The following is a 24,424-nucleotide window of genomic DNA, read 5'->3' as shown; positions in this document are numbered from 1 at the left end:
GTCATTGTACACCCCGCTCGCGAATTCGCGGCCAGCGAGTGCTCGCTGGCCGCAGCAGTACGAGCGGTGGGTGAATCGTTTCAACGACTACTAAAGCTGCCGCGGATGGAGTCGGAATCGGGCGCCGATGTTCGATACGGCCGAGAAACAAATTCGCCTCCTCTCGGAGCGCATTCGTGATGAATCCCACCGGGACAGGACCCGGATTATTACACCGTATGTAATGAAACGCTAATGCGGTAATTATGAAAATGATAAGGGCAGAAGGCGTCCTGGGCTGGTAAAATGAGTGGAGGGGTTTCGGGGAAGGTGGCGATGCAGGGGAGCGTTCAAGACGCAAAATGATGTTATATCGTCGATAATTATACGCCGCTCCCTGTCATCAATTCACATGGACCTCGTTCGTGCCTATCGCACTATCGGACAAGTATACAACCTGATACAGGCGGAACGACGGACTAGGTCGTCGTTCGAGGTTGCATTGGGGGACCGACCGTGGCTCTACAGACACGGGTTTCTGAGCAAGTCTGGCGAGATATACTCGCTGGATTTGAACGGTCCGGAGGAGTATCTGACAGATTATCAGCGGTTCGTCAGAACGACGCGAATCAACGGGTCACAGTGGAACACGTTGATCGACAACAAACTCGCCTTTCATCGGTTGCTCGGCGAGTTTCCGACGCATCGCCCAGCCGTGTACGGATTGCTCACTGATGGGGAACTTCACGTATACGACCGGACTGACGGCCGATCAGTGATGACCGACGGCGGGCTCAAACTCGAGCATCCATCCGAACCGGCGAGCGAACAACCGACCACGGAACCAGTTACCTGGATCGCCGACGCCCTTTCTGACGGGGATCGACTCGTATTGAAGCGGTTTCGTGGCAGTGATAGAACCGACGTTCACTTCCTCGAGCGAGTGGGCGAGGAGTACGTCTTCGATGGCACGCGGATGAGCGAGGCCGCTCTCGCCAAGACGCTCACGACCTTCGACGGGTACCTGCTCTGCGAGCACGTCGAACAGGCCGACTACGCGGCCGAACTGTTCCCCCATACGACGAATACGATCCGGGTGCTGACGATGTACGACGATCGAGAACGAGAAGCGTTCATCCCGATGGCGATTCATCGGATCGGAACGACCGACTCCGCTCCCGTCGATACGTTTTCGGACGGTGGGATGAGCGCCCGCATCGACCGAGAAACGGGTGAACTCGGCGAAGCCGTCAAGTATCCGACCGACGGGACGGTCGACTGGCATCGAACGCATCCCGATTCCGGCGCTCGAATCCGGGGGACGGACGTGCCGGGCTGGAGTCGGGTCCGGGACCAACTGCTCGAGATCGCAGAAATGTACTCTCACATCCCCTACGTCGGATGGGATCTCGTCGTCACCGACGAGGGCGGGTTCGAGATTATCGGGGCACACAGCCACCCGAACGTCGCCCCGTTGCAGGTTCACGAACCGTTACTGGCCGACGATCGGACGCGTCGGTTCTACCGCGACCACGACGTCATCTGAATTATACGTGTCCAATCGAAGAGATCGCGTATCCGATCAAGGACTGCTTGCGGGTCTAGCCATCGTGACTCGAGTGTAAACGTAGCTCCGCCGTGTGAGGCACGGTTTCGAGTTCTTGACGTGTTCCGCCTCAGCAAAATCGCCGGTAACGATCTGGGAATCCCGATCGCGAGTCGCGTTGAGTGGAAACGACGGTCGCGTCGTCGACGCGAGTCGGCGCGCTTTTTCCGATTCGGCCCCGAAGATCTGGTATGAACGTTGGGACGGTCGACGACCTGTTCACGCGGGAACTCCGTGACGATCGGACCGGACTCGTCGACGCGACGGGTCGGGAATACGACTACCATTGGCTGTGTACGTCGTCCTGGAAGGCCGGCAACTTTCTGCGCCATTCGGGCGTCCGCGAAGGCGTCACCGTCGGCGTTGTCGGTGACGGCCCGTTCGCTTTGCTCGCATTCTTCGGCACGACGCTGCTCGAGGGGACGACCCGCTTCGACCCGCCGATGAACCTCGCCGAAGTGGACGACTTCCGGGCCCTCGTCGCACCCGTTGAGTCCCTCGAGAACTTCGAGCTACCGCGTGGCGCTCAGCGAATCGGCTACGGCACCAGACCCGATGCGCCGGACGTCCATCACTTCGATGCCGGACTCTGGAGCGAGAATCCGTCGTTTCCGCCGCTTTCGACCGATCCCGAAACCGTCCTCCTGACCGACGGCGATCGGACGGTGACCCATCGTGAGGTCCTAGACGAGACGCGTCGGATCATCGAGGAGGCCGGACTCGAGGCGAACGATCGCGTCGTCGTCAGAGCGCCGTTATCGGATCTCCGAACCGTCGTTGCGGGTGTTATCGCCCCGTTGCTGGCCGGGGGCGGGATCGTGCTTTCGGGCAACGACAGTGAGACCGACCCGGAGGCCAAACGCGGTGCGTACGCGGTCTCGAGCGAGTCCGTCCCCGAGCCGAATCGAATCGATCCCGACTCGGTATCACTCCCGTAAGCGCCAGCGCTTTCTCCGGGCACGTTCCGCCCGCCGAGCGGGTTCGACGTCGTCTATCCGTCACAGTTCCCGATACAGCAGTCCCTCGAGAGCGGGCCCCGAGAGCACGTCTCCGTCGTAGGTAAACCGTGAACCGTGACAGGGGCAGTCCCAGGTCCGTTCGGCGTCGTTCCACCGGACGAGACAGCCCATGTGCGGGCAGGTCGCCGACACCGCGTGGGTCGTTCCGTCTTCGGCGCGGTAGAGACCCACTGGTTGGCTCGCCCGGCGGACGACGCGCCCGTCACCGGGCGAGAGAGCGTCCTTGCCGTCCGACTGGAGCGTGGCGAGCAGCGATTTGATCCGATCGCCGACGAAGCTCCCGCCGACTTTGGCGTTCTCCTCGAGGAATTTCTTCGCCGAGGCACCGGGTGTGAGTCGCTGCGGATCGAATACGTCGGCCCAGGGGCTCGAGCCGTCCGTTACCAGATCGGCAAGTATCATCCCTGCGGCGGGTGCCGCCCGTCATCCCCCATCCACCGAACCCGGTGCCGACGTAGACGTGTCGGGCGAGCGGATCGATCTGTCCGATGAACGGGACCCGATCGACCGGCGAGTAGTCCATCGTCGACCAGCGGTACTCGATCGATTCGACGGTGAAGTGATCGCGGGCAAACGTCTCGCAGCGTCGGTATCGCTCGGAGGTTGGGACCCCGTCGACGCTCGGCTTGTGGCCCTGTCCGCCGACGAGAAGGAGATCGCCGTCCCCGGAATCGACGCCGTCTGGTGCACTCGAAGCGTAGGTTCGCATCGTCGCGGCCGGCGAGTCCGTGCTGTAGTACATCCCTTCGAACGGCGTCTCTGCGACCCGAACGGCGAGCAGATACGCTCGATGTGGATGCATCCGCGCGAAGTAGCCGGCGCGATCGAAAAGCGGGAAGTGCGTCGCAACGACGACGTCGTCGGAGATGATTTCCCCGTGTTCGGTCTGGACGCGACACGGCGAACCGGGATCGATGTCGAGGGCCCGCGTTTCCTCGAAGACGTGGTTGTCCTCCCCCTGTATCTCTTCGGCGATCGTGAGCAGGTACTTCCGCGGGTGAAACTCCGCCTGGTCGTCGAAACGGACCGCTCCGTCGACCTCGAACGGCAGCGGCGTGTCCTCGACGTACGAGGCGGGGAGGCCGACTCGTTGGGCAGCCGCCACTTCGTCACGGATCTTCTGTCGATCGTTCGGCGAGGCGGCGTAGGTGTACGCGTTCGTGCGATGAAAGTCGCAATTGATGGCGCCGGCCTCGACGCGTCTACTGACTTCGTCGATCGCTGCTTCGTTGGCACGGGCGTACTGTCGCGCCTTCTCCTCTCCGAATTGCGAGACGAGTTCGTCGTAAATCAGCCCGTGCTGGGATGTGAGCTTCGCCGTCGTGTGTCCGGTCGTGCTTTCTACGATTCGATCGGCCTCGACGACCGCGACGGTGCGACCGGCTTCCGTCAGATTGATCGCTGTCGTCAGACCGGTGATACCCCCGCCGATAACCGCCACGTCTACGTCCAGCCCATCCTCGAGGGGAGCGTATTCGGTCGACGGCGTCGTGGCCATCCACAGTGACTCTTCGCGCAGGGACTTCGGTGAAGTCTGGTCCGACATACAGATCAGTGGTCTGGCTATCCACACTCGTGACAAAAGGGACAGGGGGTGACATTGCCTGGATGCTGCCGCTTGCGTACCTGCGCAAGCGACCATCATCGCTGACCGAATAGTTATTATTTCTGATAAAATCGTTTATCTCGACGGTCGTGGTCGCTTCGCCCATGCCAGATGTCGCTATCATCGGCGGTGGCCCCGCCGGACTGAGCGCAGCATTGTTCACCGGAAAGAACGGCCTCGAAACCGTCGTCTTCGACACGGACGAGACGTGGATGCACAAGGCTCACCTGTTCAACTATCCCGGGATTCGGAGTATCAGTGGCGACGAATTTATGGAACTCACGCGTGGGCAGGTTCGCGACCGCGGTGCGGACGTCCGCGTCGGCGAAGAAGTCACCGACGTCGAACCGAGAGAAGGCGGATTTCGAATCGAGACCGAGGACGACGAGTACGATCCGAACTACGTCGTGCTCGCCACCGGCGCCGATCGGTCGATCGCCGAAGATATCGCCGTCGAGTTCGACGACGAGGACACCGTCGACGTCGATTTGCAGATGGAGACGAGCGTCGACAATCTGTACGCGACGGGCGCGATGGTCCGTGCTGAGGAGTGGCAGGCCGTCATCGCCGCGGGCGACGGCGCATCAGCAGCGCTAAACATCCTCAGCAAAGAGAAGGGCGAACACTTCCACGACTTCGACGTGCCCGATGACGTACCGGGGCTCGAGTCGGAGTGAGAGCCGCGTCGAACCGGCAATTTGTCGTTCGTCGTCCGCCGATGGTCGATCGACGGTCGTCGGCGACAGCGGCGAGCCTGCGTGTTCGTGGACTCCGACTAAGCGACTGGTCGGTGTCTGTCTTCGTACGCTGATGAACGACCTCCACCAGCTGTTCGTCCACAAACTCGCCCAGCAGTACTACGTCGAACAGGAACTCGTCGAGACGCTCGACGAAATGGCCCGTAACACGACTAACGACCGGATGAGCCAGGGCTTTGCCGACCATCGCGACGAAACTCGGACGCAGGTTCAGCGCATCGAGGACGTTTTCGCGACGCTCGACCAGCCCGCTGAAACGCGGGATTCGGCTATTCTCGACGGGTTGGAAGAGGATCGGCGCGAACTCGAGTCCGAGATCGAAGACGACGAACTGCTCAACATGGTCTACCTGAACGCAGGCATGATGACCGAGCGCGTCGAGATGACCGCCTACGAGGGGCTGACGACGCTGGCGGAGCAACTCGAACTCGGTAACGACGTCCAAAAGCCCCTCGAGTCGAACTACGACGAAGAGAAGTCCACCCTCCGCGAACTCGAGACGATGGCGACCGCCAAGGACATGAAGTCCCTGTGGGATCGACTGACGCCATCGTAAGCGTTCGTGCCGGTGATCGGGATATTCCGCCACCGGCTACACGGGTATGAGAATCGGACTATCGAGGTCGATAGCCACGTTCATCGGTCGAGACTCGCGAAACCGTCGACTACAAGGGACGACGGATCGAATATCGCGACGTGCAACTCGAGTGTGTCTTTTTCGGACCGTTTCGCGACGACGTGGGCCGGAAGACCGTTCGTTACGAGACTGATGCGGAAACGGTCGGCGATTTGCTGGTCGAACTCGAGATGACGTACCCGACACTCGAGGGACGACTCCTCGCCGACGACGGGTCCGGACTGGCTGGTGAGACGGTCGTCACGAAGGATACGAAACACGTTACCCAGCTCGACGGTCTCGAGACGCCCCTCGCGGAGGGAAACGTAATTCGACTCGTTCCGTCGGTGTACGGCGGTTCGACGCGAACGAAACACCGAGCCGACGGCAACTACGCAGCGAACCGACGGCAGCTAAGTAGCGAGCCGACGGCAACTACGCAGCGAACCGACGGCAGCTAAGTAGCGAGCCGACGGCAACTACGCAGCGAACCGACGGCAGCTAAGTAGCGAGCCGACGGCAACTACGCAGCGAACCGACGGCAGCTAAGTAGCGAGCCGACGGCAGCCAAACAGCGAACCGGCAGCTGCCAAACAACGGTCGTCAGTCCGCGGAAGGCATGACGGGATCGATTGCCGTTTGAGGGACGGTTCCATCGTCGTTCCAGCCCCGGGCTGCATAGTACTCCGTGACAGCATCCTCGAGGTCGGGAATCTCGTATGGTAACTCGTCGTCATTCCGATCGAAGCCGCGCCGATTGTTGAAGTGGCGCTCGAGGCGGACCGTTCGTGCGCCGACCTCGAGGAGGTCGTCGTAATCGGCGTCGAACAGCGTTTCGAGGCGCTCGTCGGTCAGGTAGTCGCTGCCGAACGCACAAACGATCCCGGTATCGCGAAACGCCGACGCGTTCTCTTCTTTCACGAGCGTTTCGGCCTTTCCGAGCGTGCCCTCCGGATCGAGTTCGCCACTGTACTCGAGGGACAGCATTCCGGCGTACATGTGGTCTGCACCTCGGTTTGCGACGGCATAGGAGAGCCCCTGGCCGTGGAGGACGCGGCCATCGTGAGCGGCGAACTCCATCCCTTTGACGGTGTAATTGTCGACGCCGAGTTCGCCGTGGACGCGGTCGACGCCTTCGGCGAGCGTGTCGCCGATCCCATCGCGGTGGGCGATCTTCTCGGTCACCTCCTGTGCGAGTTCCGCGTTGCCGAACTCGTCTTCGCTGGCCAGGTAGGCTGCGACGGTGACGCCCGCGGAGATCGTATCCATCCCGAGCGAATCACAGAGCTCGTTCGCCCTCATTACGTCGACGATATCACCGACCCCCTGACTCGAGCCGAAGGCGTAGACGGTCTCGAATTCCGGCCCTTCGGTCTCGACGCCGGTCTCTTCGTCCCGCGTCGGCAGTTTGCAGGCGTACGCACAGGCCGAGCACGCGCCTTTCTTGTATTTTTTCTCCTCGACTGCGCTGCCGCCGATGTCGGCCACATGTTCGAATCCGTGCTCCTGGAAGTACCGTGTCGGCAGCGAGAAGTTGTCGTTGATGAACTCGGTCGTGCCGGTCGTTCCCTGTCGTCGCATCAGGTCGTCGGACTGCGCCGCCTCCCTGTGAACGTCCATTTCTGGCGGATTCGGAATGTCGACGGACGGTTCCGAATCCCCCTCAAAGGTGACGCACTTGACGTTTTTCGACCCGAGGACAGCACCGAGACCACCGCGGCCGAACGCTCGCGAGTCGAACGTCATCACCGAGGCAAACCGAACCCGGTTTTCGCCCGCCGGACCGATGGCGATGCAGTTGTCGGGGCCGAGGTCGTGAGTGTCGGTCATGTAGTCCGACGTCTCCGGAACCGTCGCACCCTCGAGTTCCGGTACCGCCTCGAACTCTACACCCTCGTCAGTCACGTGGATAGCAATTAATTCGTTGCTCTCGCCGACGAGTTCGAGGACGCTGATTCCCGTTCCGACGAAATTTCGCGAGAGATAGCCGCCGGCGTTCGTCGAGACGAGTCCGTCGGTTAGCGGCGACAGCCCAGTCATGTTCATCCGGCCGGTAAATGACATCCGAGACTGTTGTAGCGGCCCCGTCGAGAGATACGCCCTGTTTTCCGGACCGAACGGGTCCGCGTCGAACGGGATCCGGTCGTGTGCGAGCGCCGTTGCGACGGCCCGTCCGCCGACCAGCGTCTCGAGGACATCGTCGATGTTCGTTTCCGTTGCGGTTCGCTCCCCGACGTCGATAGTGAGTAGGGGGCCTTCCGAGTGAAGCATTAGCATACAGTTCCGCCCGAACGAACTTAGCTTTGATAGCCGTCCCGGGAAATACGCGGCCTCCCCGCGCGTCGTCGGTACGAGCCGAAAACCCGGACGGATTCTGGCGACCATCCGTGTCACTCCGTTGTGCTGTGGTGTGTTACACGACCTCGACACCGGCGTGAGGTCGATTCATTCCCCAGAGACATCCAGTTAGAATTATTAGTCTTCGCTATGGATCGTCACATCGATGCACTACGACGCGGTCCTATTCGACTTCGACGGAGTCGTGGTCGAGACCCCTTCGTCCCGGCACCTTTCCGATGCCCTCGGTCGAACGTACGAGAAACTCGAGCGCTCCGGGCCGACGCCTGGGACGTTCCAGGCGTTCTTGGCCGGTGATTTCGAATCGATCGCGCAACGGTGCCGGAATCTCGGTATCGATACCGACGTGTTCTGTGCTCAAGCAGCCAGGGAGATGGTCCGCGCGCAACGCGAAGAGGTCGAACGCGGACTGCGATCGGCTTACGACGACGTCACTGCGGTACGATCGCTCGAGCCACCGCTGGGGATCGTAAGCGACAACCATCCGACGGCTGTCTCCACGCTGCTCGACCGATTCGGCCTTCGATCGCTGTTCGAGACCGTTTACGGCTGTCCGCTAACGTCGGACGGTCTGGCCCGACGCAAGCCCGATCCGACGAATCTTGAATCGGCGATGGACGCACTCGAGGCTGACGACGCTCTTTACGTCGGCGACCGAGCCGTCGACGTCCGAGCGGCAGATAATGCGGGCATCGACTCGGCGCTGATCGCTCGCGACGAGGACGATCAACCGGAGACGGACGTGGAACCGACCTATCGTTTCTCGTCACTCTCGGCCCTCCCGTCGATCCTCGAGTGATATCGAGACATCCCAGTCGTCTGGGACGGGCACGAGCCGATCCGGGTGCGAGGTCGTTCGAAGAGTCTTTGTAACCGGCAGCGAACGATTTCCGGCGACAGCGTCGTGAATCGGTCTATCGGTGGCAGATTCGTGGCGGCGCTTTTTTGAGCTGCTCACGGTAATCAGTGTATGGAATCCGACGACACTTGGTCTATGCTCCGGACGCAGTGTGAGTCTCTCGAGCCGGGTTCGGAGCTGATTACGCCAGTCTCTGACCGTCCGTTCGGTATCGAACGTATCGAGGACGACCGAATCGTCGTCCGCTTTGGTGACAGCGGCGAGCGGCGGCCGCTCTGGCGGGAGCAATTCGTCGTTTTCTTCGAGCAACTCGACGACGGATCAGTTCCCCTTGCGGAGTTACCACCGGGTGTCGAGCCCTACGCGAGCATCGTCACGCTCACGGGATCGTACACCGCCGACGACGACGCGATACGTTACGAACCCGCGCAAGCGACCGCCGGAGAAAGTCCGTTTCTCGTCCCGGCGGTTGCCGCTCGATCGACGCCCGAGCGAGTTCACGACGACGCGTTGTTACTCGCCCGCCAACTCGAGACCCACGACGCCGATGCACCCTCGACGCTCGACACCGACACGGCGACCGACCTCTACGTCCTCGCGTCGGACGTCCAACGCGGGGCAGACCGGGTACGGCGTTCGATTCGCGACGCGCTACTCGAGCGGCTCGGGCAGGGCCAACGGCTCCACGGCCGGTACGGCACCGTCAGGCGGACGATGCGGAAACGCCGCCAGCCGAAAGACGAAGAAACGATTTTTTCGTCACTCGACGAGCGTGGCATTCCCCGAGAATGGGTCACCGGCGTTGATCGGGATAAATTAGACGTCGTTCTCGCCGTGACTGATCTCGAGGAGGACGAAGTGTACGACGTCGAAGAGGACGTCTACGTTCAGAAAACGGGCGTCGACGAGGACGAAAAGTATTCGCGACTTCAGGGGATCGCCGACCGGATCGACGACCTCGAGGGCGACGCGAGCGAGGAGTTTCGCGCCGAACTGGACGACTTCGAGGATCGACTCGAGGACGCACTGTCGGCCGGGTGAGTGCTCGAGGGGACTGTTCGGTTCACTCGATACCGCATCCGGCCGGCCCCATCCGGTTACGGCCCGGTAATGCGAGTATCACAACGGCATCGTATAGATGCGCATCGGGTACGATTCCCCGCCACCTCGGTCAATCGCGTGCTATCTCGGGTTCGAAGCCGTTTCCGAGTCCGACCCGGAAGGCGAACCGGGCTCCGAAGTTGACCGAATCGGCCGACTATACGTTCGTGTGTGACGTTTTCGTAGCGGAACTCGGAGGTGCCACCGTCTACCTGACTGGCGCGAGACGGATAATTCCACATCGAATCGCCTATGGTCTATCGTCACCCAATCAGTGATAATGGCTCTCGACGGGGTACGACTTCGTCTCGACGCGATCATTGCTCTATTACTGATAATTCTTTCAGTGCTGCTCTTGTCCGTTCTCCCCCTCTTTCTCGGCCTCACTGGTATTTTCTTTATACTCGCTGTACCGGCGATTACGTGGGTTTTGCTCCAGTCAGATCCCCGAATTCGGGTGTAGTATCCGAATGCATATCACTACTGTGCCGGTATGGCTGGCCATCTTTCCGAGAAGCGCGCGAGTGTGACGGTGGCTGCTATCGGGACAGTGTTCTTCGCTCGTCGATTGTCGATAGCCGGTTGTCTGCGCTCGTACTCGACCGTAATTCTGTGCATCGAGGGATCGAATCGGGGCCTCGAGATGGCCGAACGGATCTCGGTGATCATCGGACAGAGGCAAGTTGGCCCGATCCTATCGGTTCGGCGGATAGTCGAGTAGCAGTATACTATAGTAGTCGTTAAACGTCATTGCACACCCCGCTCGCGAATTCGCGGCCAGCGAGCGCTCGCTGGCCGCAGTAGTTCGAGCGGTGGGTACATCGTTTCAACGATTAGGATAGCGACCAGCGCCCATCTCGGATCGAATCCGAGTCGCCCCGATCCCGTTTCGTGCTGTCGAACCGAACACGTCGAGAAATCGAGAACAGTATTTATAATGGTCGATGATGAAGATATTTCGTGATGCCCGATCCAACCGGCAATCACCGAACGAGAGAGCTCGGGATCGAGTTCGGATCACTCGCTGCCCAACTCGAGCAACACGAGTATCCGACAACGTGTGAAGAACTTGTCGACGCCTACGGTGCCGAAGTCCTCCTGTTCCAGAACGGCGAACAGCCACTCGAGGAGGTACTAAACCAGGTTCCCGAAGAACGGTTCGCGTCGGTAACGGAGGCACGTACAGCGATCTTCAACAACGTCGCCGAAGGTGCCATCGGGCGGAAAGGCTACAGCGACCGCACGCCACCCGCACTCGGTGAGCAAAGCGACGAACCGGAGGAATCGTTCTGAGGGATCTCGGCTCCCGAGAGGCTCGGCCGTCTTCGGTGATCCACACACTGCTCGAGCCCCGTCCGAACTGGTGACTCACTCGATGTTGCATTTGCCACCGTAGTAAGCGATGTCACGGAAACGGGTGTCACCGGGCCCGCATCAGCCGAACCGCGCCGCGACCGTTTCGAGTCGACCTGACAGCAGATCGACGAGGGCGAGTACGTCGGACCGCGTCGGCTGGTTCGCGAACGGATCGTACTCCTCGCGGACGGACTCCGCGACCAGCGAGCGAACGACCTCGTTCATCGCAGTAGCAGCGTTTCCGTACTGATTGCTGGCCATCCGCTCGCTGACCTGCTCGAACGCATCCGCGAGCAACTCTGGGAGGTCGCGCTCTCTTCGCCTTCGGGGCTTACGAACCCGCGGGCCGGAACGGCTGACACGCGTCTCGAGCCCGTGGAAACACCATCTTGGAAATACTAAGGGAGGATTGGACCGTCCGAACGAATCGTGTCGGTCGTGTCGACGGCGGTGGTCTTGGACTTCGACGCCATCGATACCTGCTGGAAACGGCCTCAGCCCGATCGTACGTGCAGGATGCGCTTTTCTCCACCAATGAACGGATTTGTGATGCGTGATACGAGCGACGTCGATCGATACCGTGTCGCGAACTCGGATGCCTCCGTGTTGCAGACGAGGATATCCGCCCCAAATCCGCTGAGGGACTCGTTCGACACTCGTTTCAGTCGGCCGTCCGTAGTTCGAAGCTGATGTCCGTTCGTGGAACCGGAACCCGGCTCGTGATGGCGCTGGTGGGCCTGCTCCTGTTACTGTGGTATTTTGGGCTGGCGGTCGCCAGTTACTGGGTCCTATCGGTCCTCCGCGTTTCCGCACCCGATCCAGGGGTTACCCTGCTGTTGCTCCTCGGTACCGCCGTCGTCGGGGGCGTTTTGAGCTACCGACTTGGAACGAGACAGTTGCTCTCGCGCCTCGAGGCGGTCGAGCTCCCGCGGTCGCACGCGCCAGCGTTTTACCGCCACCTCGATCGACTGGAGTCCCGAATGGATGTCGATTCCCCGTCGGTCCTGATCGCGCGACTGCCGATGCCAAACGCCTTCGCTTTGGGGACTGGGCGAAACGGCGTGATCGTTCTCGACCGCTCGCTCCTTCGGCTATTATCGCTCGACGAACTCGAGGCGCTGGTCGCACACGAACTTGCCCACCTCGAGAGTCACGATGCGCTCGTTCAGACGCTCGCATACAGCATTTTTCGGACGGCAGCTGGACTCGTATTTTTTCTCTTCGCCCCGCTACTGTTGCCGATAGCGGGGATCGCTCGATCGGTCGCGTGGATGCGCGGAAACCCGCAGTCGTGGTCGGAAACGGTCTTTGGACGATTGCTGCGTGTATTCGAAGGTGGGATACTGGTCGCCCTGGTTGTCCTGACACTCGTCGCCCGTGCCCACTCCCGTCGCAGGGAGTACGCTGCCGACGAGCGCGCTACCGAAGTCACCGGAAACCCGCTCGCGCTCGCCCGGGCGCTCAGGACGATCGAGCGTGCTTCGGTGCCGTATCAGGGCTTGCTCGCGACATTGTACGTCCACACCGAGGCGGATACTCTGAGCCGACTCTTGGCTACGCACCCCTCGACGGACGAGCGAATCGACCGTCTCATCGACCGAGAGCAAACCGATCACAACGAGCCGATGCGACCGATCGAGTAAACGGTCCGATCACCAGAGCGAACTCGTCGTCGGCGAGGGTGAACCAAACGAATCGGTGCCATCCCCGTCGTGTGGTTACTGCCAATCCACAAACGCTTTTGGCCGCACACCTCCTATCTCCAGTTATGTACGTGCGGGACGCGAAAAACAGAGAGGAAGTCTGGTTGCTGGACCACATCGAGTCGATGGGACTCGACGAGACGGCGTTCCGCTCGCGCGACTACGTCGTCGCGGTCGACGAGGAAACCGGCGAAAAGGCCGGATTCGGCCGTATCCGCGTCCACAAACCCGACGAAGAGTCGGCGGCTGACGTCTGCGAACTGACCAGTATCGGCGTCCTCGAAGGCTGGCGCGAACGAGGCGTTGGAGCCCACGTCGTCGAGCGGCTCGTAGAGTACGCCGGTGACCAAGGGTTCGACACAGTCTATGCCCTGACCGGCGAGGGCGCGTACCTCGCACAGTTCGGCTTCCAGCGGATCGAGGAGTCCGATCTGCCGGCCGTATTACAGGACCGCCTCGCAGCGAAGCGAGGCAGCTCCGACCCGGACGCGGTACCGCTGTCGATCGACGTCGCCGAGTTTCGTATGCCCCAGCAACTCCGGGACGCGTTCAAGCGAGCCCCCGAAGGGCGCGGGGAAACTGGCGACGAGGAGTCGCCGGAAGATTTCGGAATCGATCCCGACTCCGCCACGTACAAGTACGATACAGGACGGTGAGGACGATACGTGACGATTGGGTGGTCCGAACGACAGACGCAGTCCGGCTTTCCGAATCGTCGTCACCAGTCATCGGCTCGAGTCGGTTTCGACCGGTCGCTCGTGAAATCCGTGACGGAAGGCAATCCAGCCGATCCCGGAGAGAAACAACACTGGCGGAAGGATGGCAAATCCCCAGAGCGGATCCAGTCCCCATCGGAGCAAGAACCCAAGATTCACCAGCCCGATGATGAGAAACGGCGCGACGTAGCGGGCGGCACGGCGGCGGCTATTCCCGTCCTCGGTCCGGACCGTCGGCTCCGTTACCATGGTATGGGTATCGACGGCTCGAGAAATAAGATGTTGTGGCGAGAAACAGGACATTCATGACTGCAAACGCATCCGATTCGACGACGGAAAGCGGTATCGACAACGACGAAAACGGGTCAGATGACGACGATGAGATTCCAGTCTGGCTCGTCGAACGAACGTACTCGGACGACGAACTCAACCTCATCATCCTCGTATACGCCACCGAGGACGGCCGACGGTACCACCGACGCGAGCGCGCGTTGACGAGTTTCTCAGGACCCGCTCGAGAAACCAGCGCGGGGCTGGTCGTCTCGCCTGCCGACGTTGGGACCGTCGATGATCCCGACACTCGAGAGCGGTACGCCGAAGAAGCGTCCCGAATGGCCGAGCGACACGATCCAAACGATAGCGTTTAGACCGACTTGTCGTTCGCGTCAGCGGTGTGTAGTGACCTCACCATGTATATCAAAGTTCAAGCCCTGTGCCGTCCACGCTATCGATAATGTTCGATCCCGACGAACTCGAGGAGATCCGTGCCAGTAAAGCGGAATGGCACGAGGCGGAAGTCGAACCCGTCCTCGAGCGGTTCGGCGAGCGGAAGGAAACGTTTACCACCGATACGGGCGGCCAGGAGGTCGATCGCCTCTATACACCCGCGGACGTCGACGACATCGACTACGAAGCGGATCTGGGTAATCCAGGCGAGCCGCCGTACACGCGCGGGGTGTACTCCACCGGCTATCGCGGTCGGCTGTGGACGATGCGTCAATACGCCGGGTTTTCGACGCCGGAAGATACCAACGAGCGCTACCACTACTTGCTCGATCAGGGCCAAACTGGTCTTTCGATGGCGTTCGACCTCCCGACGCAGATGGGATACGACTCCGATGCGGACATGGCTGCCGGCGAAATCGGCAAGGCCGGGGTCGCAATCGACTCCCTCGCGGACATGGAGACAGTCTTCGAGGGCATTCCACTCGACGAAGTCTCGACGTCGATGACGATCAACGCGCCGGCGTCGGTACTGCTGGCGATGTATATCGCGGTCGGCGACCAGCAGGGTGTCGACCGCAAGGAACTGCGAGGGACGATTCAGAACGATCTCCTCAAGGAATACATCGCGCGAAACACGTACATCTATCCGCCGGAGCCGTCGATGCGGATCATCACGGACATTTTCGAGTTCTGTGCGGCCGAAACGCCGAAGTTCAACACCATCTCGATTTCGGGGTATCACATCCGCGAAGCCGGTTCTACGGCCGCTCAAGAACTCGCCTTCACGCTCGGGAACGGAATCGAATACGTCGAGACGGCGATCGAGGCCGGACTCGACGTCGACGAGTTCGCGCCCCAGCTTTCGTTTTTCTTCAACGGGCACAACAACATCTTCGAGGAGGTTGCGAAGTTCCGCGCGGCTCGCCGGATGTGGCACGACATTATCGAGGCGCGTTTCGACCCCGACGATCCCGCATCGAAACAGCTCAAATTCCACACACAAACCGCCGGCTCCATGCTAACCGCCCAGCAGATCGAGAACAACGTCGTCCGCGTCGCCTACCAGGCGCTCGCGGCCGTTCTCGGCGGTACACAGAGCCTCCACACCAACGGCAAGGACGAAGCGCTGGCCCTGCCGACAGAGGAATCTGTCCGAACCGCACTTCGTACGCAACAGATCCTCGCCCACGAGTCTGGCGCGGCGGACACTATTGACCCGTTGGCGGGCAGCTACTACGTCGAATCGCTGACAGACGAAGTCGAGGACGAGGCGTACGACATTCTCGACGAGGTCGAAGAACGTGGCGGCATGCTCGAGGCCGTCGATCAACAGTGGGTTCAGCGCCAGATTCAGGACACGGCGTTTGATCGTCAGAAGGAGATCGAAGAGAAAGATCGTATCATCGTCGGCGTCAATGAGTTCGAGGTCGACGAAGAGCCGGAGATGGACGTCCAGGAGATTACCGAGGAGGATCAGCAGCGCCAGATCGATCACCTCGAAACCGTCCGCGACGAGCGCGACGATGAGGCAGTCGATGCAGCCCTCGAAGCGCTTCGCGACGCGACCAGGAGCGACCAGAACCTGATGCCGTTCATTATCGACGCGGTCAAAGCCTACGCGACGGTCGGCGAAATCTGCAACGTCATGCGCGACGAATTCGGCGAGTACCAACCCGGCGGCGCCGTCTGATCGGCCACCGGATCGTGTCGGTGATGGTAGTGGCGAATATCGTCGACGGTCTCATTGCGACCATCATCGAAATCGACGTTTTCGGTTCCGTCTCGAGATCGATCCGCCATTTCGTCGTCACGGAAGGCGTGCCCTCTGTCGACGACGATAGCCATCAGTCTCCGATATTCCACGACTGGTAAGGCTTTCGTTGCGTCGCTCCACCCAACTGGGTCTTTTACCTTCGTAACTCAGTGTTACGCGCATTCCCTTCGGTCAGTTCGAAGCTAACACTTCGTTGAGCGAGGAATTCGGAGGAACAGTCGGGTCAATTTATTCGAATATCAGGCGACGGCGTTGCTGTGAGTCTTCCATGAGCGATCACTCGGATGAAAACCCAACTACTGGATCGAAATCGGTAACTGATTACTCCGCGACTTCGCGTCGTCGGCTCCTGCAGGCGGCTGTGGCCGCTGGTGGCGTCGCGAGTTTCGGTGGTCTCGCCGCTGCCCAGGAATCGCAATCGTTCGAATTCGGCGGCGAGGTAAGCGGCTGGCAGGGCCGGTCGCCATCGGAAATCGAGGGGCAAACGAACCCAACGCTTCAGTTACAGGAGGGGACGACCTACGAGTTCACCTGGGAGAACGTCGACGGCGCCCCCCACAACATCGCGATCCTCGACGCAGACGGCAACGAACTCGAAAGCACCGAGATCATTAGCGAACAGGGTGCGACCCAGACACTTGAGTTCGAGGCGACGAGCGAGATGGCCGAATACTACTGTGCGGTCCATCCCGCTTCCATGCGCGGTTCTCTCGAGATCAGCGGCGGAGGCGGCGCGACCGATGGACAGACCGGTGGGGCCGACCAGCGGTTCTTCCAGCCGGGGACTGAAATCGGCGTACAGACCATCGCGGAAGGGATGACCGCGCCGACTGATTTCGCCGTCGCGGACGAAGAGCAAACGCGGTACTTCGTCACCGACCAGACTGGCGAGGTCCGGGTCGTCACCGACGAGGGACTGCAAGACGAGCCGTTTCTCGACGTCAGCGATCGGATGGTCGAACTCGGAACGTTCGAGGGAAGCTACGCAAGTCAAGGGCAAGCGTACGACGAGCGCGGGTTGCTCGGGATCGAACCTCACCCGAACTTCTCCGAGAACGGCCGCGTGTTCATCCACTACAGCGCGCCGCCGAACGAGCAAACGCCCGACGGCTGGAGCCACGTCGAGGTCGTCTCCGAGTTCCAGGCGAACGACGATCTCAGTCAGGCCGACCCCGAGTCCGAGCAGCTCCTGATGGAGTTCCAGAAGCCCCAGTACAACCACGATTCCGGGCCGATGGCGTTCGGTCCGGACGGGTATCTGTACGTTCCGATGGGCGACGGCGGCGGCGCGAACGACAACATGTACGGCCACGTCGACGACTGGTACGACGGCAACGAGGGCGGGAACGGGCAGGACGTTAGCGAGAACTTGCTCGGGAGTATTCTCCGGATCGACGTCGACCAGGAGGGCGAGGACAAACCGTACTCCATCCCCGACGACAATCCGCTGGTCGATTCTGAGCAGGGACTCGACGAGCACTACGCCTGGGGCTTCCGGAACCCGTTCGGAATCTCGTTCGACAGCAACGACCGGTTGTTCGTCGGCGACGCCGGACAGAACCTCTTCGAGGAAGCGGACATCGTCGAAAAGGGCGGCAATTACGGCTGGAACGTCAAGGAAGGGACCCACTGCTTCAGCACGGAAAACCCGGGCCAGCCGCCCGAAGACTGTCCGGACACGGCGCCCGACGAGCCGCCGTACAACGGTCAGGAGCTACAGGATCCGATCGTCGAGTACCCCCATATCTACCAGGGGGAGGTCGTCGGTATCGTGATCGTCGGCGGCCACGTCTACGAGGCCGGGCAGGTCGAGGGGCTAGAGGGCAAGTACATCTTCGGTGACTGGACGGCCGATCCGGCGCGGGAATCGCCACAGGGGCGGATCTTCGCGGCATCCGAGCCCGACGGTGGAATGGGCCAGACGACCGACGCCGGTGGGAACGAGACTGCCGGGATGAACGAGTCCGCCGACATGAACGAAACCGGCGGGATGAACGAGTCCGCCGACATGAACGAAACCGGCGGGATGAACGAGTCCGCTGACATGAACGAAACCGGCGGGATGAACGAAACCGGCGGCATGAACGAAACTGGCGGCATGAACGAGTCCGCCGACATGAACGAGACTGCCGGCGGAAACGAAACGGAGACGGACGGTGCGGCCGGTGGAGGCGGTCCGGGGCAGACGGTCCCGCGTGACGAACTATGGAATATGGAGGAACTTCAGATCGCGGGGAGCGAAGACGGTTCCTTCCCCTACTTCGTTCGGATGTTCGGTCAGGACGCCGACGGCAACGTCTACGTCCTCGCGAACAGGCGAGGCGTTCCGGAAGGTGACACGGGCGTCGTCATGCAGATCGTCCCGCCAGGAGAGGGTGATTCCCTTTCGATGCCCGCCGACGGCGACGGAGCCGCGGCTGGCGGAAATGAAACGGCTGGGGGTAATCAGACGGCAGATATGAACGAAACAGCCGATGGAAATCAGACGGCAGATATGAACGAAACAGCCGACGGGAACGAAACAGCCGACAACGAATCCACCGGAAACGCGACGGACGACGCCTGAGTTCCAGCCGAGGTCGACGCGCGTCGGATACCCGGTGGCCTCCCTCTCGAGTCGAACCCCGACCGGTTCTGACGTACGAGCGACCGAGTATCGTTCGCCGGGGCGGTCTTGATTACGGCCGGTATCGAACGGGCCGTTATGAGCACTGATTCCACGACTGGCACCGTACTCGCACAGGGAGCGGACGTGCCTGCGCTCGGACTCGGAACGGCGCGTATGACCGGCGAGGACTGTCAGCGTGCCGTCGAAACTGCACTGGCGATCGGCTATCGCCACGTCGACACCGCTCAGATGTACGACAACGAGGCGGCAGTTGGCCGCGCGATCGCCGAGAGCGACGTCGACCGAGAAGCCGTGTTCATCGTCACGAAAGTACATCCCAGCAACGCGGCTCCGGCGGCCGTCCGCGAATCGACGCGGGAAAGCCTCGAGCGACTCGAACTCCAGACCGTTGATCTTCTATTGTTGCACGGCCCGAGCGATGCGGCTCCGCTCGAGGAAACTATCGGCGCGATGAACGACCTCCAGCACGACGGACTGGTCGATCACGTCGGCATCAGCAACTTCGGCGTCGACGGACTCAAACATGCGATCCAGTACTCGGAGACGCCGATCGTCACGAATCAGGTGAAATATCACCCCTATCACCAACCGGACGACCTCGTCGCTTACTGTATCGAAAACGAGATCCTCGTGACCGCATACAGTCCCCTCGCAGAGGGGAGCGTCGTCGGCGACGATCGTCTGACTGCGATCGGCGACGTGTACGGCAAATCGGCCGCACAGGTGACGCTACGATGGCTCATTCAGCACCCCTACGTCGCGGCGATCCCGAAGGCTGCGCGTCGGACCCACATCGAGGCGAACGCGGATATCTTCGATTTCGAACTCTCGCCAGAGGAGATGCGCACCGTGTCCGAACTCGACGGCGGCCTCTCGGATCAGCTGGCCGTCCAGTTGGGGGTGAATTGATTGCCGTTCTGGCCATCGTTTTGACCTCGGATGGGAACGGAACGACGGTCGGGCACGGATGGGGTTCAACGAAAAATCACAACAGTAACACGGTCCCCGTGAGGAGGAGAGACCGATGCATTTCGATCACGCCGGGATCGCGGTCGACGACGCACAGAATCTGGCGGAACTGTACGGCGAGCTTTTCGGCCTCGAGGTCGCTCACGAAGAGGAGTTCGACGGTCTGCGAGTCGTCTTCCTCGACTGTGGCGACGGATACTTCGAACTGCTCGAACCGCTGTCGGACGACGGGACGATTGCCCGTTACCTCGAGACGAACGGTGCGGGTATCCACCATCTCGCGCTCGCGACCGACGACATCCAGGGCGCGCTCGAGACGGTACGCGACCGGAACGTGGCGCTGGTCGACGAAGAACCGCGACCGGGCGCATGGGGTCACTCGGTCGCATTCCTGCACCCGAAGGACACCGGCGGAATTCTGGTGGAACTCGTCGAACACTGAAGCGTCGTCCTATCGCTGGCCCTCGGATGGCCCGGTCGGGTGGTCGCCCGTCACTTTCCATCCCCTCGGGGGCAAACCGGGTCCGCTGAGTCCGATCACGCACCTGTCTCTCATTTTCGGTCTCGGCGACGAGCGGCGAACTTCCGTTCGAAGGCGTCGGCCTTGCGCTGTGGCAGGCACCCGCCGCGTCTGTCACCGATATCGTGGGATTCGCCATCGGCGCACCGCCGGTAACACACTATAGTAGTCGTTGAAACGATTCACCTACCGCTCGCACTACTGCGGCCAGCGAGCGCTCGCTGGCCGCGAATTCGCGAGCGGGGTGTGCAATGACGTTTAACGACTACTATATTTCTTGCCGCTGGAGAATTCGGACCAGCGCCATCGGGAGTTTATCCAGTTCCCCAGGAAGAGTGCACTGCTGCGGGCGGCAAATGCGTTCCTTGAGTGGGCCATGCCCGCGACCGCTATCCGAAGTTCTCGATGTGGGCGTCATCCGAATCGCCCCCGGCGTCTTCGATCGCCTCGGCGACGGTCGTGACGAAGTCCTCGAAGCCGAAAGCGTACAACTGACCTCCTGATCGGTGGGTTGGGTCCGCATCTGCGAGTTCGTCCTCTTGATTCGCGTCCACGAAGACGACCGTCGTCCCCGCTGCTTCGAGCGCCTCGAGCCGATCGACGTGAGCCGGTTCGTCGGCCTGATAGATGACGGCTGCGTCGTGGTCCGTCTCGAGGGCTGCCTCGGCGATGGCGACTGCTGCACCGATGCCCGGACCACCCGCGACTGCGACGACGTCACCGTCGTCGTCGTAGGTGATCCGGCCGAACGGTCCCTCGACGTTGACGGTTTCGCTGGCGTCGAGTTCTTCGAGCCACGGAGAAAGGTCGGCATCTGGGTCGATTCCGACCGTTAGTTCGAACGTTTCATTTCCGTCGGGTGACGAAAGCGTGTAGTGGCGGGCTATCTCTTCTTCCGCAGGTTACGCGCGCAGTAAGACGAATTGTCCCGGAAGCGCGTCAAATCCCTCGGGGGATTCGAGTCGAGTGCGATAGTATCGGCCCCGACTTCGTCGACCGATGCGACCGTGACTGGCGTCCCCTTCATGTCGGATCTGTTCGGCGGCTCATTGAAAAGGGGTCCCGTTCCGTCGATGATATCCGAAGTTATCACTACATTCTTTTGATATGTATGGATTCTAATACCCGAGTTAGTTAGGCGGCGGCCCCGGGTTCCATACCTCCGTGTCCGTCTCCCTTTCCCCGGTCCATAACGATTAATTATAATTACTACGTCTCGTCAAACATATCACCTATCGTTGCGGTTGCTCGGTTGGGGTTTCAGAAGCCTTTTCATTTGTGGGGGGCAAGTCTCAGGATAACATGGCTGAGGATCTCAACTGGGCGATTGGAGGCGAGGCCGGCGACGGTATCGACTCTACCGGAAAAATATTCGCTCAGGCACTTTCCCGAGCCGGACGGCACGTATTCACGTCGAAAGACTTCGCATCACGAATCCGTGGGGGCTATACTGCCTACAAAATTCGAACGTCGGTCGACCGCGTCCAGAGCGTGGTCGATCGACTGGACATTTTGGTCGCACTCACACAGCGGACGATAGACGAAAACCTAGATGAGCTTCACGGCGGTAGTGCAATCATCTACGACGGCGAACGCTCTTGGGAAGCCGAAATTCCTGACGAGATGACTGCTGTCGACGTTCCGCTGAAGTCACTGGCCGAAGACGCAGGTGGCGCGATCATGCGCAACATCGTCGCACTCGGTGCCGCGTGTGAAATCACTGGCTTCGACGTCGAGTACCTCGATGAAGCGCTCGAGAAACGATTCGGCGGCAAGGGCTCGAAGATCGTCGAAAACAACAAAGAAGCCGCACGACTGGGCCAGGAGTACGTCCAGGAGAACTACGATTTGGATCACCTCGGCTACAACGTCGGGACAACCGACAACGATTACGTCCTCCTCAACGGCAACGAAGCGATCGGCATGGGTGCGATCGCCGCCGGTTGTCGATTTTATGCTGGATATCCTATTACGCCCGCAACGTCCATCATGGAGTACCTGACGGGACGTATCGAAGACTACGGCGGTCACGTCGTTCAGGCCGAAGACGAGTTGTCTGCGATCAACATGGCACTCGGTGCCGCACGCTCCGGTGCTCGATCGATGACCGCGACGTCGGGAGCCGGGATCGACCTCATGACCGAAACCTTCGGTCTGGTCGCAACCAGCGAGACACCGCTCGTCATTACCGACGTCCAGCGTTCAGGTCCTTCGACGGGGATGCCGACGAAACAGGAACAGGGTGACCTCAACATGGTGCTGTACGGCGGCCACGGCGAAGTTCCGCGGTTCGTCGTCGCTCCGACGTCGATCACCGAGTGTTTCTGGAAGACCATCGAAGCGTTCAATCTCGCCGAGAAGTACCAGACGCCGGTCTTCCTCGTATCTGACCTGGCGATGTCGGTTACCGAACAGACGTTCCCGCCGGAGGCGTTCGACATGGACGAGGTCGAAATCGACCGCGGCAAGCTCGTCGACGAGGACGAAGTCGACGAGTGGCTCGACGCGCAGGGCCGGTTCCGTGCACACGCCGTCACCGAAGACGGCGTCAGCCCGCGGGCAATTCCCGGGACGACCGACGGTGCACACATGTCCACTGGTCTCGAACACGACGAACTCGGCCGGCGAACCGAAGAAGAAGACGAACGCGTCCAGCAGGTCGACAAGCGAAACCGAAAAGTCGAGACTGCACGGACCGAAGAGGACTGGGACTATCGCGAGTTCGGAGATTCGGACGCCGGTAACCTCGTCATCTCGTGGGGGTCGAACGAGGGCGCGCTCGTCGAAGCGCTCGAGTATCTCGAAGACGACGATATCGACGTTCGCGTTATCTCGGTTCCGTACCTCTTCCCGCGACCGGACCTTAGCGATGAGATCGATGCAGCCGACCAGACGGTCGTCGTGGAGTGTAATGCGAACGGGCAGTTTGCGGACGTGCTCGAACACGACGCGCTTACCCGTTTGAAACGCATCAACAAGTACACGGGCGTTCGCTTCAAGGCGGACGAACTCGCGGAATCGATCACCGAAAAACTCTCCGAAGAGGTGCCAGCACAATGAGCTCCGACGTACGATTTACCGACTTCAAATCCGACAAACAACCGACGTGGTGTCCCGGATGCGGCGACTTCGGGACGATGAACGGCATGATGAAAGCCCTCGCCGAAACCGGTAACGATCCCGACAACACGTTCATCGTGGCCGGAATCGGCTGTTCCGGAAAGATCGGGACCTACATGCACAGCTACGCCCTCCACGGGGTTCACGGCCGTGCGCTCCCGGTCGGTACCGGTGTCAAAATGGCCCGTCCCGACCTCGAGGTCATGGTGGCTGGCGGTGACGGCGACGGCTACTCGATCGGTGCCGGTCACTTCGTTCATGCCGTCCGCCGAAACGTCGACATGTCCTACGTGGTCATGGACAACCGTATCTACGGCCTGACGAAGGGGCAGGCTTCGCCGACCTCGCGATCGGACTTCGAGACCTCGACGACTCCCGAAGGCCCGAAGCAGCCGCCGGTCAATCCGCTTGCCCTGGCGCTGGCCTCCGGCGCCTCGTTTATCGCCCAGTCGTTCGCGTCAGACGCGTTGCGCCACCAGGAGATCGTCCAGAAAGCCATCGAACACGACGGCTTCGGGTTCGTCAACGTCTTCAGTCCCTGCGTCACGTTCAACGATGTCGACACCTACGACTACTTCCGCGACAACTTAGTCGACCTGCAGGAAGAAGACCACGATCCGAACGACTACGAAGCCGCCAAGAAGGTCGTCCTCGACAGCGAGAAGGAGTATCAGGGCATCATGTACCAGGACGAAAACTCAGTGCCGTATCACGAACAACACGGCGTTACCGAAGACATGTCCGACATTCCGGACAGTGCTCCCGACGATGCGATGGACCTCGTCCGCGAGTTCTACTGACGGGTGACTGCTCCGCCGCTGATCTTTCGATGGCGGCCACCCTGTTGTGGAACCGTTCGACGGCAGATTCTTGCGATCGAAACCGACTGGTAATTCGGCCGCAGTGGGCCGCCAGGGACCCCTGGGCACCGGAGACCCGACCAGACGGCGCCTGCGTCAGTTTGTCGACCACGACGGCCAGCGGAACCACGCCATCGCGATGGTATCCA

21 protein-coding genes and 2 pseudogenes are annotated in these 24,424 nt (G+C 60.9%); 18 read left to right on the top strand and 5 right to left on the bottom strand.

The window, feature by feature from the left end:
* The first annotated feature begins 391 nt into the window (after positions 1 to 391).
* Positions 392 to 1,525, top strand: coding sequence for a sugar-transfer associated ATP-grasp domain-containing protein (locus tag HYG82_RS26500; RefSeq protein WP_179260105.1), 1,134 nt, complete (start codon positions 392 to 394; stop codon positions 1,523 to 1,525).
* A gap of 251 nt (positions 1,526 to 1,776) precedes the next feature.
* On the top strand, positions 1,777 to 2,523 hold the full coding sequence (locus HYG82_RS26495) for a hypothetical protein (RefSeq protein ID WP_179260104.1): 747 nt from the start codon (positions 1,777 to 1,779) through the stop codon (positions 2,521 to 2,523).
* 60 nt (positions 2,524 to 2,583) lie between these two features.
* Here HYG82_RS26495 and HYG82_RS26490 read toward each other — a convergent pair.
* A pseudogene (locus HYG82_RS26490) lies at positions 2,584 to 4,150 on the bottom strand (FAD-dependent oxidoreductase).
* A 164-nt stretch (positions 4,151 to 4,314) separates the two neighbouring features.
* On the opposite strand from HYG82_RS26490, the gene HYG82_RS26485 reads away from it, so the two are divergent.
* The 3 genes from HYG82_RS26485 (at position 4,315) to HYG82_RS26475 (ending at position 6,045) form a co-directional block, all read left to right on the top strand.
* Complete coding sequence (locus HYG82_RS26485; protein ID WP_179260103.1) at positions 4,315 to 4,887, top strand: NAD(P)/FAD-dependent oxidoreductase; 573 nt, start codon at positions 4,315 to 4,317, stop codon at positions 4,885 to 4,887.
* Between the two features lie 133 nt (positions 4,888 to 5,020).
* Entirely contained in the window at positions 5,021 to 5,524 is a 504-nt protein-coding gene (locus tag HYG82_RS26480; RefSeq protein WP_179260102.1) for a YciE/YciF ferroxidase family protein, read from the top strand.
* Positions 5,525 to 5,664: 140 nt separating this feature from the next.
* On the top strand, positions 5,665 to 6,045 hold the full coding sequence (locus HYG82_RS26475) for a MoaD/ThiS family protein (protein ID WP_179260101.1): 381 nt from the start codon (positions 5,665 to 5,667) through the stop codon (positions 6,043 to 6,045).
* A 142-nt stretch (positions 6,046 to 6,187) separates the two neighbouring features.
* On the opposite strand, the gene HYG82_RS26470 is transcribed toward HYG82_RS26475, so the two are convergent.
* Positions 6,188 to 7,855: an aldehyde ferredoxin oxidoreductase C-terminal domain-containing protein gene (locus HYG82_RS26470; protein ID WP_179264375.1), complete on the bottom strand. Its 1,668-nt coding sequence runs from the start codon at positions 7,853 to 7,855 to the stop codon at positions 6,188 to 6,190.
* Between the two features lie 232 nt (positions 7,856 to 8,087).
* On the opposite strand from HYG82_RS26470, the gene HYG82_RS26465 reads away from it, so the two are divergent.
* The 3 genes from HYG82_RS26465 to HYG82_RS26455 all read left to right on the top strand — a co-directional run bounded on the left by HYG82_RS26465 (position 8,088) and on the right by HYG82_RS26455 (position 11,195).
* Entirely contained in the window at positions 8,088 to 8,741 is a 654-nt protein-coding gene (locus HYG82_RS26465) for an HAD family hydrolase (RefSeq protein ID WP_179260100.1), read from the top strand.
* 171 nt (positions 8,742 to 8,912) lie between these two features.
* On the top strand, positions 8,913 to 9,842 hold the full coding sequence (locus tag HYG82_RS26460) for a DUF7983 family protein (RefSeq protein WP_179260099.1): 930 nt from the start codon (positions 8,913 to 8,915) through the stop codon (positions 9,840 to 9,842).
* A 1,023-nt stretch (positions 9,843 to 10,865) separates the two neighbouring features.
* On the top strand, positions 10,866 to 11,195 hold the full coding sequence (locus tag HYG82_RS26455) for a DUF5789 family protein (RefSeq protein WP_179260098.1): 330 nt from the start codon (positions 10,866 to 10,868) through the stop codon (positions 11,193 to 11,195).
* Between the two features lie 141 nt (positions 11,196 to 11,336).
* On the opposite strand, the gene HYG82_RS26450 is transcribed toward HYG82_RS26455, so the two are convergent.
* Positions 11,337 to 11,555 carry a hypothetical protein gene (locus tag HYG82_RS26450; RefSeq protein WP_179260097.1) on the bottom strand — a complete coding sequence of 73 codons (219 nt, stop codon included), beginning with the start codon at positions 11,553 to 11,555 and terminating at the stop codon, positions 11,337 to 11,339.
* Positions 11,556 to 11,947: 392 nt separating this feature from the next.
* Here HYG82_RS26450 and HYG82_RS26445 point away from each other — a divergent pair, with 392 nt between their 5' ends.
* Positions 11,948 to 12,901 carry a M48 family metallopeptidase gene (locus HYG82_RS26445; protein ID WP_235217836.1) on the top strand — a complete coding sequence of 318 codons (954 nt, stop codon included), beginning with the start codon at positions 11,948 to 11,950 and terminating at the stop codon, positions 12,899 to 12,901.
* 125 nt (positions 12,902 to 13,026) lie between these two features.
* Entirely contained in the window at positions 13,027 to 13,617 is a 591-nt protein-coding gene (locus HYG82_RS26440) for a GNAT family N-acetyltransferase (RefSeq protein ID WP_179260096.1), read from the top strand.
* A 69-nt stretch (positions 13,618 to 13,686) separates the two neighbouring features.
* Here the strand turns inward: HYG82_RS26440 and HYG82_RS26435 are convergent, their stop codons facing one another.
* Positions 13,687 to 13,926: a DUF8142 family protein gene (locus tag HYG82_RS26435; protein ID WP_179260095.1), complete on the bottom strand. Its 240-nt coding sequence runs from the start codon at positions 13,924 to 13,926 to the stop codon at positions 13,687 to 13,689.
* Positions 13,927 to 13,982: 56 nt separating this feature from the next.
* Here HYG82_RS26435 and HYG82_RS26430 point away from each other — a divergent pair, with 56 nt between their 5' ends.
* The 6 genes from HYG82_RS26430 (at position 13,983) to mce (ending at position 20,217) form a co-directional block, all read left to right on the top strand.
* Positions 13,983 to 14,324, top strand: a complete 342-nt coding sequence (locus HYG82_RS26430; RefSeq protein WP_179260094.1) for a DUF7967 family protein — start codon at positions 13,983 to 13,985, stop codon at positions 14,322 to 14,324.
* Positions 14,325 to 14,410: 86 nt separating this feature from the next.
* Positions 14,411 to 16,093 carry an acyl-CoA mutase large subunit family protein gene (locus HYG82_RS26425; RefSeq protein WP_179260093.1) on the top strand — a complete coding sequence of 561 codons (1,683 nt, stop codon included), beginning with the start codon at positions 14,411 to 14,413 and terminating at the stop codon, positions 16,091 to 16,093.
* A gap of 29 nt (positions 16,094 to 16,122) precedes the next feature.
* On the top strand, positions 16,123 to 16,275 hold the full coding sequence (locus HYG82_RS26420; protein WP_179260092.1) for a hypothetical protein: 153 nt from the start codon (positions 16,123 to 16,125) through the stop codon (positions 16,273 to 16,275).
* Between the two features lie 170 nt (positions 16,276 to 16,445).
* A complete protein-coding gene (locus tag HYG82_RS26415) occupies positions 16,446 to 18,743 on the top strand; it encodes a PQQ-dependent sugar dehydrogenase (protein WP_179260091.1) in 2,298 nt (765 codons plus the stop codon).
* Positions 18,744 to 18,881: 138 nt separating this feature from the next.
* Complete coding sequence (locus HYG82_RS26410) at positions 18,882 to 19,715, top strand: aldo/keto reductase (RefSeq protein WP_179260090.1); 834 nt, start codon at positions 18,882 to 18,884, stop codon at positions 19,713 to 19,715.
* Positions 19,716 to 19,830: 115 nt separating this feature from the next.
* Positions 19,831 to 20,217, top strand: a complete 387-nt coding sequence (mce, locus tag HYG82_RS26405) for a methylmalonyl-CoA epimerase (RefSeq protein ID WP_179260089.1) — start codon at positions 19,831 to 19,833, stop codon at positions 20,215 to 20,217.
* Positions 20,218 to 20,684: 467 nt separating this feature from the next.
* Here mce and HYG82_RS26400 read toward each other — a convergent pair.
* Positions 20,685 to 21,322 (bottom strand): annotated as a pseudogene (locus HYG82_RS26400) (FAD-dependent oxidoreductase).
* Between the two features lie 275 nt (positions 21,323 to 21,597).
* Between HYG82_RS26400 and HYG82_RS26395 the strand changes: the two are divergent.
* Entirely contained in the window at positions 21,598 to 23,355 is a 1,758-nt protein-coding gene (locus tag HYG82_RS26395) for a 2-oxoacid:acceptor oxidoreductase subunit alpha (RefSeq protein ID WP_179260088.1), read from the top strand.
* Positions 23,352 to 24,215 carry a 2-oxoacid:ferredoxin oxidoreductase subunit beta gene (locus HYG82_RS26390; RefSeq protein ID WP_179260087.1) on the top strand — a complete coding sequence of 288 codons (864 nt, stop codon included), beginning with the start codon at positions 23,352 to 23,354 and terminating at the stop codon, positions 24,213 to 24,215. The genes HYG82_RS26395 and HYG82_RS26390 overlap by 4 nt, the downstream gene beginning before the upstream one ends.
* Positions 24,216 to 24,424 lie beyond the last annotated feature (209 nt).

The sequence above is a fragment of the Natrinema halophilum genome (assembly GCF_013402815.2).
In the GTDB taxonomy this organism is placed as follows: Archaea; Halobacteriota; Halobacteria; order Halobacteriales; family Natrialbaceae; genus Natrinema; species Natrinema halophilum.
This window is presented reverse-complemented; position numbering and strand designations above follow the sequence as displayed.

What these genes read in the sequence shown, in the direction of transcription:
- HYG82_RS26430 (WP_179260094.1), top strand. Translation starts at nt 13,983, where the DNA reads ATGACTGCAAACGCATCCGATTCGACGACGGAAAGCGGTATCGACAAC.
- HYG82_RS26445 (WP_235217836.1), top strand. Translation starts at nt 11,948, where the DNA reads ATGTCCGTTCGTGGAACCGGAACCCGGCTCGTGATGGCGCTGGTGGGC.
- HYG82_RS26410 (WP_179260090.1), top strand. Translation starts at nt 18,882, where the DNA reads ATGAGCACTGATTCCACGACTGGCACCGTACTCGCACAGGGAGCGGAC.
- HYG82_RS26425 (WP_179260093.1), top strand. Translation starts at nt 14,411, where the DNA reads ATGTTCGATCCCGACGAACTCGAGGAGATCCGTGCCAGTAAAGCGGAA.
- HYG82_RS26480 (WP_179260102.1), top strand. Translation starts at nt 5,021, where the DNA reads ATGAACGACCTCCACCAGCTGTTCGTCCACAAACTCGCCCAGCAGTAC.
- HYG82_RS26470 (WP_179264375.1), bottom strand. Translation starts at nt 7,855, where the DNA reads ATGCTTCACTCGGAAGGCCCCCTACTCACTATCGACGTCGGGGAGCGA.
- HYG82_RS26495 (WP_179260104.1), top strand. Translation starts at nt 1,777, where the DNA reads ATGAACGTTGGGACGGTCGACGACCTGTTCACGCGGGAACTCCGTGAC.
- HYG82_RS26395 (WP_179260088.1), top strand. Translation starts at nt 21,598, where the DNA reads ATGGCTGAGGATCTCAACTGGGCGATTGGAGGCGAGGCCGGCGACGGT.
- mce (WP_179260089.1), top strand. Translation starts at nt 19,831, where the DNA reads ATGCATTTCGATCACGCCGGGATCGCGGTCGACGACGCACAGAATCTG.
- HYG82_RS26390 (WP_179260087.1), top strand. Translation starts at nt 23,352, where the DNA reads ATGAGCTCCGACGTACGATTTACCGACTTCAAATCCGACAAACAACCG.
- HYG82_RS26485 (WP_179260103.1), top strand. Translation starts at nt 4,315, where the DNA reads ATGCCAGATGTCGCTATCATCGGCGGTGGCCCCGCCGGACTGAGCGCA.
- HYG82_RS26460 (WP_179260099.1), top strand. Translation starts at nt 8,913, where the DNA reads ATGGAATCCGACGACACTTGGTCTATGCTCCGGACGCAGTGTGAGTCT.
- HYG82_RS26455 (WP_179260098.1), top strand. Translation starts at nt 10,866, where the DNA reads ATGCCCGATCCAACCGGCAATCACCGAACGAGAGAGCTCGGGATCGAG.
- HYG82_RS26440 (WP_179260096.1), top strand. Translation starts at nt 13,027, where the DNA reads ATGTACGTGCGGGACGCGAAAAACAGAGAGGAAGTCTGGTTGCTGGAC.
- HYG82_RS26435 (WP_179260095.1), bottom strand. Translation starts at nt 13,926, where the DNA reads ATGGTAACGGAGCCGACGGTCCGGACCGAGGACGGGAATAGCCGCCGC.
- HYG82_RS26465 (WP_179260100.1), top strand. Translation starts at nt 8,088, where the DNA reads ATGCACTACGACGCGGTCCTATTCGACTTCGACGGAGTCGTGGTCGAG.
- HYG82_RS26500 (WP_179260105.1), top strand. Translation starts at nt 392, where the DNA reads ATGGACCTCGTTCGTGCCTATCGCACTATCGGACAAGTATACAACCTG.
- HYG82_RS26415 (WP_179260091.1), top strand. Translation starts at nt 16,446, where the DNA reads ATGAGCGATCACTCGGATGAAAACCCAACTACTGGATCGAAATCGGTA.